This window comes from Rhizobium aethiopicum (genome assembly GCF_900094625.1).
Taxonomy (GTDB): Bacteria; Pseudomonadota; Alphaproteobacteria; order Rhizobiales; family Rhizobiaceae; genus Rhizobium; species Rhizobium aethiopicum.
The window spans coordinates 35,434-46,609 of the sequence record NZ_FMAJ01000024.1 but is presented as its reverse complement, the minus strand read 5'-3'; the positions used below and the strand labels follow the sequence as shown (position 1 = coordinate 46,609).

The following is an 11,176-nucleotide window of genomic DNA, read 5'->3' as shown; positions in this document are numbered from 1 at the left end:
CGTTGATCGAACGCGGCATCGCAGAAGGAGCGGAGCTCGTCGCCGGCGGCCCTGGCCGCCCTTCGCATCTCAATTCCGGCTATTACGTGCGCCCGACGGTGTTTGCCCGCGTCACCAACCAGATGACGATTGCGCGGGAGGAAATCTTCGGCCCGGTGCTGTCGATCATCGGTTATGACAGTGAGGATGAAGCGATCGCGATCGCCAACGATACGCCCTACGGCTTGGCTGCCTACATTCAGGGCGACCCGGAGGAAGCGCGAGCGCTCGCAGGCAGGCTGCGCGCCGGCAGCGTTCGCCTCAACAGCTCCGCCTGGGACAGTGCCGCCCCTTTCGGCGGCTACAAGCGATCCGGCAACGGTCGGGAATACGGGAAGTTCGGACTGCACGAGTTTACCGAGATCAAGGGTATCGTCGGCTTCTTAAACGATTGAATGTCAAATGTGACAGGTCCGCGTTCGGGATGCCCGGGTGTGATAAGGTCGCGCGGGATCCGAGTGCATATGCGCGAGCGCAGGTGATTTGCGACGGAGCGATCGTGTGGAAGAACCTGCGAGCGCTCTCGTCGTGCCTGAGATTGGCACCCTCGCGCAAAGCGGCTGCTCGGGCACCACGAGAGATACTCGCAAGCCCCAGCGACATGACACAAGCAAGCAGATTATCGTAGCGGGGCCTTTGAAAAGGGCGCCCTACCTCTCGGTTCAAATTTCAAGTCACTCATCCCGAATTCACAGGTGCGCCCGTAGACGCACCTGAGTTTTGCCGTCACTCGTAAACGCAAATGTAGATCTTGCGCACGGTCTCTATCGTGCGCCAAACACCGGCAAAACCTGGCTTCATGACAAAGCTGTCACCGGCGCGATAGGTCTTCGTCTCCCCACCCTTCTCCTCGATTTCCACAAGACCTGAGATGATGTGGCAGAATTCGTAGGTGGTGCCCTTGATCGAATGATGCTCGCCAGGCGTCGCTTCCCAGACGCCGGTCAACACCTTCTCTCCCTTGGAAGCATCCTGGGCCCAGGTCTTGAAAAGAGGATTGCCCGAGATGAGCCGCTCCGGTGCGGGATTCGCCTCCTTTGCCGTGAAATTCGGATCCGTATCGATGCTGACCAACAGTGACATGTCATCTTCCTTTTTCGGTTGGCGGGTTCTGAGATTGACGAGGCAGGTCAGATTGTTTGGGTCAGATTGTTTCCGGCGTGGCGGGGCCTCCATCATCCGGGTCTGCCTCTGGGTGGGCCAAGTGTCACCCGAGATTAACTCAATGCAGAAGTTGGCGTTGCTGAAGAAAAGCGAAGCTTTAGCGGATAATTTCAAAATCCCGCCACAACCCGGCCAAACCTACCGCCGTCGCGAGAGCTGTCATCGGGGAACACCGTGAATCGGTGGTGAGCAACGACGGCGCTGGTCTGCAAACGCGGGGCTCCGAGCCTTCGCCATTCGAGGTGAAGGCCAAGTGCGGACCACTAATGCCCGGCCGCGCTTTTCAATGCGGGAATAAAGTAGTCAGCGGCATGTGCGCTTTGACAATCGGTGATTTCAGGACGACGAAGCTGAAATATTTATCGATGCCAACGTCCATGTCGGTGAGCCGTTCCATGATCGTCTGGTATTCGTCTATTCCGGCGGTGACGAATTTCAGCAAATAATCATAGCCGCCCGAAACCAGATGGCATTCGATCACCTGGTCGACCTTCTCGATGGCTGCGAGGAAACGGGCGAAGTCGATCTGCCGATGGTTTTTGAGGGTGATCTCGGTGAACACGGTCAGTGTCTGCCCGAGTTTGCTGACGTTGATCTGAGCCGAATAGCCTTCGATGTAGCCTTCGGATTGCAGTTTCTTCACCCGCATCAGGCACGGGCTCGGCGACAGATTGACCAGCTCGGCGAGTTCCACATTTGTGACGCGGCCGTTTTTCTGTAGTTCGTAGAGAATTTTTATGTCGATCCGGTCGAGTTTCATCATCACATGCGCCTTCGCTTGCTCGAGATCGCCAACGACGCAGCATATTATGCTGCGGCCGTCCAACGTCGAGCTTAGCACATCATCAGGGGCTGTCGACCGAATTGCGGGACATATCGAAGCATAAACGGCTACCTGCCACCCGCTAAGTCGGAATCTTCTGCTGTCGTCGGCTGATCTCCGGCAAAGTCGCGGCGGCGGATCCGCTAGACTGGCCCCAAACGGAGACCATGCCATGCCCGCACCGCTCACTCGCGTCGAGACCACACCGCAGCTACCTGATGCCGCCGATGCGGTGGTGATCGGCGGCGGCATTGTCGGCGTTTTCGCGGCCTATTATCTGGCCAGGCGCGGATTGAAGGTCGCCCTGATCGAGAAGGGCCTTGTCGGTGCGGAACAATCGAGCCGCAACTGGGGCTGGTGCCGCCAGCAGAACCGCGACGCTCGCGAACTTCCGATGTCGACGAAGAGCCTCGATCTGTGGGAGCGCTTCGCCACTGAGACCGGCGAGCATACCGGCTTCCGCCGCTGCGGTCTCTTCTATCTCAGCAACAGCGACGAGGAACTGGCTGGCTGGGCGCGCTGGCGCGATTTTGCCCGATCGGTCGGCGTCACGACGCATATGCTGAGCGGCGCCGAGGCGACCGAACGCGGACGGGCCACCGGGACCGCGTGGAAAGGCGGGGTCTTTTCGCCGACCGACGGTACCGCCGATCCTGCAAATGCCGCGCCTGCCGTCGCGCGCGCGATCCTGAAGCTCGGCGGCACGGTGCATCAATCCTGTGCGGCCCGCGGCGTCGACATCGAAGGCGGCCGGCTTGCAGGCGTCGTCACGGAGCATGGCACCATCCGGACAAAAGTCGCGATCCTGGCCGGCGGGGCCTGGGCATCGTCCTTCTGCCGCCAGCTCGGCATCCGCTTTCCACAGGCCTCGATCCGCTCGTCGATCCTCTCGGTTTCGCCAGGCGCGAGCGGCCTGCCGGATGCGCTGCATACATCCGCGGTTTCCGTGACCCGTCGCGGCAACGGCGGATACACACTCGCCATCAGCGGCCGCGGCCGTGTCGACCCTACCGCGCAGCAGTTTCGTTTCGCGCGGCAGTTCCTGCCGATGTTTGCCCGCCGCTGGCGGAGTCTGGCACCCGGCGGATTGGAGGGGTTTCGCTCGGGCCACGAATCTCTGGCGCGGTGGCAGCTCGACAGACCAACACCCATGGAGCGCATGCGCATCCTCGATCCCACAGTCGACGCGGCCACCATTGCCCTGACGCATTCGCGGGCGCTCAAGCTTCTGCCCGCCTTGAAGAACACCGAAATCAACGCCGCCTGGGCGGGCTATATCGACAGCACGCCGGACGGCGTGCCGGCGATCGGCGAGATCGCCACGGTTCCAGGTTTCATCCTCGCGGCCGGCTTCAGCGGCCACGGCTTCGGCATCGGACCCGGCGCCGGTCATCTGATTGCCGATATCGTCACCGGCGATGAGCCGATCGTCGATCCAAGACCCTATCATCCCAGCCGCTTCGCGGCGTCCGCCTGGGGCAAAGTAGCCGATTTCTAGACAATCTCGGCAAGCGTGCGCGGTTCTTCATAAGCGGAGGACAGAACGAAATGCCGCTTAGGAGGCCATGGCGATCCGCGGGCTCACGCCCAGCGACGCCCTGCGCGCGTCGGCGGTCTGGAAGCGGGAGATCCGTTCGTTCAGCAGTTCCACCTGCTGGCGGAGCCTGTGAATTTCGGCCGTGTTTTCCTCCACCATGGCGGCATTGTGCTGAGTGATATGCTCGATGTCGCGGACGGCGCTGTTGACCTCGTCGATCCCTTTGTACTGCGTGCTGGTCGCTGTCGAGATGACCTGCACTAGTCCGTTGATCGAGGTGAAATGCTCGATGATCGCGGAAAGCGCCTCACCCGTCTCCTCAACGAGCCTGACGCCCGCGCCAACCTGCGATGCGCTGTTGGAAATAAGATCCTTGATTTCGCGGGCAGCTTTGGCGCAACGCTGTGCAAGCTCGCGAACCTCCTGTGCGACGACGGCGAAACCCCTGCCCGCCTCTCCTGCCCGCGCCGCCTCAACCCCGGCATTGAGTGCGAGAAGATTGGTCTGGAAGGCGATCTCGTCGATCACGCCGATAATGCTGGAGACCTTGTCCGACGAACGGTTGATGGCGTCCATGGCTTCAACGGCCTTGGCAACGACGGCCGCGGAATGCTCCGCCTCCCGATGCGCCTCGGCGACGGAAACCGATGTCTGATGTGCGTTTTCCGCCGTTGTACGCACGCTGGCTGTGAGTTCGCCAAGCACGCGAGAACTGTCTTCGAGGGCGGCCGCCTGCTGTTCGGTGCGCCGCGCCAGATCATCGGCCGCGCCTGAAAGATTGGTGCTGCCCTCGGCGATTTCATAGGTTGTATTGCGGACCTCGGCGAGTGTCCGGCGGAGCGCGTCGATCGCCTGGTTGTAGGTCTTGGCCATCGCGACGTAATCGGCGGCCAGTTCCTCACTCATCACGGCTGCGAGATTACCGTCGGCGAGCTTGCCGAGCATGTCGGAAAGGGCATCGAGGGCCTCGCTCTGCTCAGCTTCGATGCGCGCCTGCTCGGCTGCGCGCCGCGCCTGTTCCTGTTCGTCGCGCGCCCTATTGGCCTCAGCGACTTCTTCGAGCCTAGTCTTTTCAAGCGCTTGGTCGCGGAAGACAGTCACGGACCGAATCATATCGCCGATTTCGTCGCCACGCTTGCCGTCGCCGATCGGAACATTGAGATCACCGGCGGCAAGTCTTGTCATTGTCTGGGTGATCCGCTTCAGCGGTCCGCGCAGTGTTTCGATCAGCATCAGACCGCCGATGATCGCAAGCACCGTGCCGGCAATCATGGCCGAGAGCGACATGGTGGCCGAGCGCTGGCTGATTTCCTTGCCACTCTCCTGCGCCGTGCTGACGAATTGCTCCAGAGTGTGACTTGCCGCGGCCACGAGTTCGGTTGCCGCCCCCTTCTCTGCCCGCCACCGGTCTGCAATCGATATCAGAAGCGCGGTGTCCTTTTCAATCGCGGCCAGGGACGGCTCGATCTTCTTCGCAAGATCCTGAAGGGCGGGGTTTTTTCCGCTCAGGGGTACCAGCTTTGCGGCGCTTTCACGCAGTGCCCTAAGGTCGGTCAGAGCGGCATTTCGGGCTTCGGCGTCAACGCGCCTGTTCAGCTCGCTCAAATGCAGGCGCAGATTGTCGATCGACTTAAAAGCGGCATTGACGATCATTGCCATCGAGCGAAGCGTCGAGATGCTCGCATCCATGCCGGTAAAACGCTCGATCGCGGTCTCGGCATTGCCCGAGGCGAGTTTGGCAAACTGCTCCTCGAAACGCTGCAGGTCCTGGTCGACCGGAGCGTAGCCCTCGAGCGACAGGCTGCTGTCCTTGGCCATCGCAGCGAGCTTGTCCAAAACGGGTTTCAGCGAAGCGATCTGCCCCTTTGCCTTGTCGGACGCCAGTGCCTCGCCTTCGCCAACCTCCTTGACGAGCGGCGGCATCAGGCTGCCTATAGCCGCGGCGAGCTTCTGCGGGTCGGCGGCGGCTGCGGTCGCCTTGCGCAGCTTCGAAATGCGTTCAGCGAGATCCTTGTAGGCCGACGCATCGAGAAGGAGCGCCCGGACGAAAGCTTCCTTTCCGTTCGCCTGATCCTGAAGAACGTCGAGCTGCTTGCGCGCGGATTGGCTTTCCTTGAAGAGCTGGGCGACCGCGTTGTCGATTGCCTGCTCTGTATTTGCACGCTCCTGCGCCACGGCCCAGAGCGCATCGGCGCCGCCCTGCATCTTGCCGCCGAGGTCGCGCACGGCGGAGATCTGCTGCTTCTGGGCGAGATCGGAGAGCATGGCGTCGAGCGTCACGGCGGCTTTCTGCTGGTCCGAAATACTGGCAATCAGCCGATCGCGTGTCGCGGTAGTGGGAAGATCGGTAAAGGCCGTCAGAGAGGAGCGCAGCTGCTGGAAACTCGAAAGCGTATCGATCGTCTGCCGGGTCAGGGTCATCTGGCCATTCAGCGTGCCGGCCGTGAAATAGCCGAACAGGCCGATGCCTGCTATGAGGATGACGAGAGGCACCACGAAGCACAGGACCTTAGTCACAATCCGCATGCGCTGCAACAGTCGATCAATCAACGACATAAAATGATGGCCCCCGCCCAGGAAATTCGGCTCTTTCTCCAGCCCCACCAGGCAACAGCACGCCTACGCGCAAATTGACCATTGTCTCAATTCCGGTGGACCGCCCGAGGGCATCACGATAGGCGTAACCCTTAAAAAAATGGTCAATGGTGTCGAGTTATCCGGCGCAAAGAAAATGGCGAAGCGCAGGGCCTACAATCTTTAAGCCCGTGCAACAGCCGTGCTTGAGATCGAAAACGTTAAGGCGCTTGCCGGAGCGAAAAGAACGGCGTGCTACTGCCTAGCGGGTCAATGACGCCGGCTGGCACAAGCTGGTACCGATACGACAACACAAAACGGGCGATCAGGCGAAGGTTGATCGCTTCGGTTCTTCACCGGCATCATTGGCAATTGAGGCGCGCAATGCTGCCGCCACAGGGGTGCCAAGGACGGCGAGATCGCGAACCGTGCTCATGTGATCCCCGACCGCGGCGTGCGATGCTCGTACTTCAAGCCCTTGGGCGTCAAGAATGTCTCTGAACGCATTTGCCTGGATTTTGAAGGGATCAGTTTCCAGTTCACCGGTCATGATAGCGACACGCGTTGCCGGATCGTGCTCATGACGCATTGGCGTAAACCGTCGCACCTCCTCGTCGCTCAAGGCGATTTCGTCGCGCAGGAAAGACGTCTGCAGGGGTTCGAGATCGTATAGCCCGCCAAGCAGGAAAGCAGCAACTACGCCAGAAGGCGCCGACGAGCGATGGAAGAGAAAGGTTGCTAGATGCGCACCGGCAGAGTGACCGCTAACGGAGAATTGCTTTGCTGTGGCGCCAAAACGATCCGCATGCGCCAGCAGGAAAGCCTTGGCCTTCAGGATCTGACCGATCAGGACGTCCATCCTCACGCCGGGCATCAACGAATAATCGACGATGGCTGCGACCGCACCAGCGCCTGTGATGGTCTCAGCAACGCAGGAAAAGTCCTCCTTTGAAAACATCCGCCAATAGCCACCATGGATGAACATGTGGATCGGCATGTCCGAGCCGGCATTGTTTGGCAGGAAGATATCGAGCGTCTCGCCCGTTCCACTCCCATAGGCGATGTTGGCCTTCATGGGCACGGTGCGCCGCGTAGCAAGGCTGCGAGCACGGATATCGCCAACGATCTCGTCGAAATTTGCGACGTGGTCACGGATGCGGAATGGATCGGTGGCCACAGGCTCCTCCTTCAGAAACTTGTCGCAATGTACTTGGCTTCCATGAACTCCGCGATACCGTGATGCTGGCCTCCTTCGCGTCCTAGGCCGCTCTGTTTCACACCGCCAAAGGGGGCAGCGGGATCCGAGACCAGTCCACGATTGAGCGCGATCATGCCGGCCTCGACCTTGGAGGCGACGCGTATGCCACGGCCAATATCGCGGGTATAGATATAGGCGGCGAGGCCATATTCCGTCTCGTTGGCGGCAGCGATGACCTCTGCCTCGCTCTCGAAACGGTAGAGCGGCGCGACCGGACCGAAAATCTCCTCGCAACTCATGTCGGAGGCCGGGGAAACATCGACGAGCACCGTCGGCGGATAGAAAAAGCCCCGTCGTACCAATGTTCGTCCACCGCAGAGCACACGCCCTCCTCGGGAAATGGCGTCCGTAACCAGGCGGTCGATCTTCTCCACCGCCTTGCGTGTGATCATCGGACCGCACTCGGTATCCGGGTCTACACCGGGGCCGACCTTGAGTTCGGCCATCCGTCGGGCAATTTTTTCCGCGAAGGCATCGTGGATTCCCGACTGGACATAAATACGGTTCGCGGCCGTGCAGGCTTCACCGGCATTGCGCATTTTCGCAACCATCAGCCCGTCGATCGCCGCGTCAATGTCCGCGTCGTCGAAAACGATGAATGGCGCGTTGCCGCCGAGTTCCATGGAGCAGGAGATGACATTTTTCGCCGCTTCCGCCAGAAGCGTGCGGCCGACGCCCGTCGAGCCTGTAAAGGAAAGTTTCCGCACGCGCGGGTCGGCCAGCATGGCGGCAATGACCGGGCCAGGCGTCGATGTTGTCATTACGTTCACGACGCCCGGCGGCACCCCAGCCTCCTCGTAGAGAGCCGCAAGCGCATAGGCCGTCAACGGCGTCTCACTCGCCGGCTTCAGGATGACGGTGCAGCCTGCGGCAAGGGCTGGCGCAATCTTGCGGGTCGCCATCGCGGCCGGAAAATTCCACGGTGTGATGAGAACGCAGACGCCGATAGGCTGGTAGTCGACGACAATCCGGTTCCCACCGGCCGGGGCGATCCCGAACTCACCAGAGATGCGGACCGCCTCCTCGGCGTACCACCGAAAGAACTCCGCCGCATAGGCCACCTCGCCGCGCGCGTCGCGCAATGCCTTCCCGTTCTCGAGCGAGATGAGACTGGCAAGCGTTTCGGAGCGCTCCACCATAAGTTCGAAGCAGCGGCGCAGGATCTCGGAACGCTTCCTCGGCGGAGTCTCGCGCCAGCTTTCCGCGGCACCTGCGGCAGCCTCCACGGCCGCTGCCGCATCCGCAAGGGTCGCATCCGGCACGGCGGCAATGACCGCCTCCGTCGAGGGATCGATCACCTGGATCCGACCCTCGCCCACTGAAGGCAGCCAGGCACCGCCAATATAGAGGCCGCGGGAAAACGCGCTGAGCCCGAAGGGATCGTGGTCTGGATGCGGAGAATGCTGGTTGACGTTCATGATGATTTCCCAGGTCAGAGGGCGGAAGCGGCGAGGTCGCCGTCATAGGCGGCCCGCACCAGGCCGCGCATGGCGGCCGGATCGAGGGGTCGTGGATTATTCTTGATCAGCCGGCCGATGCCGAGCGCCTGCTCGGCCGCCCAGTCAATCCGGTCTTCCGGCAGGCCGAGCCTGGCGAGCGTCGGCGCAATGCCGATCGCTGCAAAGAGGCGGCTCACCTCGCCTATCGCGGCATCGGCAAGCGTCTCGTCGCTCTCCACTCCGGTGGGGTCGAGGCCGAGCGCCCTGCCGACGATGGCGATCTCCGCGGCAGCGACCTTGCGATTATATGTCATCACATAAGGAAGCATGGTCGCGACGCCGAGCCCGTGCGGCGTGTGGGTCACGGCACCGACCGGATATTGCACCGCATGGGCCGCAGCGGTGCCCGCGGTCCCGAAGGCGCAGCCGGCTGCAAGCGCGCCCATCATCACATCGGCGCGCGCGTCGATGTCCGAACCGTCGGTGAAGGCCTTTTCCAAACTCCGGCTGAGGAGCCGAATAGCATGGAGCGCGAACTGGTCGGAGAGATCGCTCTTGCCGATAAAGACATGCTGCTGCGCAAGCTGCGGATCGCCGGGGCGGCGCATGGCCGTGAACGCTTCGATGGCATGTGTCAGCGCATCCGCACCGGCAACCGCCGTGAGCGCAGGCGGGCAGGATAAGGTGAGTTCCGGATCACAGATCGCCGCGGCAGCGATGAGATAGGGGCTGGAAATGCCAACCTTCAGGATACGATCGGGATCGGAAACAACCGCAACCGGCGTCACCTCGGAGCCGGTGCCTGCCGTCGTCGGCACGGCGATGACCGGCAGGACGGGTGCAGGCACCTTGAACTCACCATAGTAATCGTCGAGCGCGCCGCCGTGAGCGAGCAGGAGCGAGGCGCATTTCGCCATGTCGAGGCAACTGCCACCGCCGATGCCGATCACCATATCGGGCTCAAAGCCGCGCGCCGCCTCAACGCAAACTGCGACCGTATCGCGCGGCACGTCCGGCAGCGTCTGATCATGGACCAGCACAGCGATGCCGGCGGCTTCGACGGCGGCGATCATTTCCGCGAAGACGGGCGTTGCGGCAAAACGTGCGTCCGTGCAGACGAGTGCGCGCCGGCCGGTCCTGCTGGCGACTTTCGCGAGCGCATGGCGCTGGCCGATGCCAAACAGGATCTCCCGCGGCAGCCTCAAGGCGGCAAACAGGCTCATGATCTTTGTCCCTCAAAGGCCAGAATACGGGAGGGGGAAAGCGCATTGAGGTCTTCCCAGAGGCGCTGGTCGATCTCAAAACCGTTGCGGCTGGCGGCCGCACGCCGCTTGCGGGCTCGATCGCCGGGGACGAGAACCGGTTTGCCGGCCACCTCGGATGGTGATGAGCGCACGGCACCGAGATAGGCTGACAGCCGCGCCGGAAGCCCCGGCGCCAGGCTAGGCTCGATCAAGATGAAGACGTCGCCCTTGTTGCATGGCGACTGGCTGTCGAGCGTGCCGTGCACTTCCGGTGCGAGCGCCGAGCCTGCAAGAGCCGCCACCAGCAGCTCGATGGCAATGCCGAGGCCATAGCCCTTCGCATCGCCGAACGGCGCAATCGCGCCGGCCTTGGCGCGTCTCGGATCGGTTGTCTGCTTGCCGGCGGCATCGCGCGCCCATCCCTCAGGAATAGGCCTGCCGGTCGCCGCGTGATGATGAATCCTGCCCATCGGCACGATGCTGGTGGCTAGGTCGAGTACGAGAGGGTCCTCGGCGGTCGGCACGCCAATGGCGATGGGGTTGGTGCCAAGCATGGCCCGTGTACCACCGAAGGGGTGGACCAGCGCCTCGCTCGACGAGAGCGCGATGCTGACCAACCCCATCGCAGCGATGGCTTCAACGTAGTGCGCGAGCATGCCGAGGTGGTTCGCATTGCGTACGGCGACCATGCCGATGCCGAGATCGGGAATATGGGGCGCCAGCCGCTCGATCGCGGCCATGGCGACGACGGGGCCAAATCCCGCCGAACCCTCGACCTCTAACACCGCATCCGCCCGCCAGCGCTGCGTTCCCTTAGTTTGGGGGTCGACGACACCGCGGGCGATCCTCTCGATCAGGCGCGGGAGCCGGCACAGGCCGTGCGAAGCATGTCCCTTCATTTCGGCCGTTACCAGGACGCGAGCCTGCAGCGCCGCATGGTCACGCGGTGCGCCATGCTCTTCCAGCAGGCGGGTGGCAAGCGCAAGCGCTGAAGCTTCGGAAACTCGCATGAATTTTCCTCCCTATATAAAATCGTATAGGATATAGGATTGTCTTGGAGGCAGCATCGTGCTAGCGATCGAACCTGTCAAGAGGCAA

9 protein-coding genes are annotated in these 11,176 nt (G+C 62.0%); 2 read left to right on the top strand and 7 right to left on the bottom strand.

Features of this window, described 5'->3' with window-relative positions:
• Positions 1–434 (top strand): aldehyde dehydrogenase family protein (locus tag GA0061105_RS29040; protein ID WP_141130244.1); only part of this gene is annotated, 434 nt, incomplete at its 5' end.
• Between the two features lie 331 nt (positions 435–765).
• Here the strand turns inward: GA0061105_RS29040 and GA0061105_RS29035 are convergent.
• Positions 766–1,122, bottom strand: coding sequence for a cupin domain-containing protein (locus tag GA0061105_RS29035; RefSeq protein WP_064693153.1), 357 nt, complete (start codon positions 1,120–1,122; stop codon positions 766–768).
• A gap of 364 nt (positions 1,123–1,486) precedes the next feature.
• Positions 1,487–1,963: an Lrp/AsnC family transcriptional regulator gene (locus tag GA0061105_RS29030; RefSeq protein ID WP_064693246.1), complete on the bottom strand. Its 477-nt coding sequence runs from the start codon at positions 1,961–1,963 to the stop codon at positions 1,487–1,489.
• 235 nt (positions 1,964–2,198) lie between these two features.
• On the opposite strand from GA0061105_RS29030, the gene GA0061105_RS29025 reads away from it, so the two are divergent.
• Positions 2,199–3,524 carry an NAD(P)/FAD-dependent oxidoreductase gene (locus GA0061105_RS29025; protein WP_092754551.1) on the top strand — a complete coding sequence of 442 codons (1,326 nt, stop codon included), beginning with the start codon at positions 2,199–2,201 and terminating at the stop codon, positions 3,522–3,524.
• 57 nt (positions 3,525–3,581) lie between these two features.
• Here GA0061105_RS29025 and GA0061105_RS29020 read toward each other — a convergent pair whose 3' ends face one another.
• From GA0061105_RS29020 to GA0061105_RS29000, 5 genes are all read right to left on the bottom strand, one after another.
• Complete coding sequence (locus GA0061105_RS29020; protein WP_092754548.1) at positions 3,582–6,119, bottom strand: methyl-accepting chemotaxis protein; 2,538 nt, start codon at positions 6,117–6,119, stop codon at positions 3,582–3,584.
• Positions 6,120–6,462: 343 nt separating this feature from the next.
• The gene (locus GA0061105_RS29015; RefSeq protein WP_092754545.1) at positions 6,463–7,314 is read right to left on the bottom strand and encodes an alpha/beta hydrolase; all 852 of its coding nucleotides are present in this window, start codon (positions 7,312–7,314) and stop codon (positions 6,463–6,465) included.
• A gap of 11 nt (positions 7,315–7,325) precedes the next feature.
• Positions 7,326–8,813, bottom strand: coding sequence for an NAD-dependent succinate-semialdehyde dehydrogenase (locus GA0061105_RS29010; protein ID WP_092754542.1), 1,488 nt, complete (start codon positions 8,811–8,813; stop codon positions 7,326–7,328).
• Positions 8,814–8,827: 14 nt separating this feature from the next.
• A complete protein-coding gene (locus tag GA0061105_RS29005) occupies positions 8,828–10,057 on the bottom strand; it encodes an iron-containing alcohol dehydrogenase (protein ID WP_092754539.1) in 1,230 nt (409 codons plus the stop codon).
• The gene (locus GA0061105_RS29000; RefSeq protein WP_092754536.1) at positions 10,054–11,088 is read right to left on the bottom strand and encodes an Ldh family oxidoreductase; all 1,035 of its coding nucleotides are present in this window, start codon (positions 11,086–11,088) and stop codon (positions 10,054–10,056) included. The genes GA0061105_RS29005 and GA0061105_RS29000 overlap by 4 nt, the downstream gene beginning before the upstream one ends.
• Between the last annotated feature and the right edge of the window lie 88 nt (positions 11,089–11,176).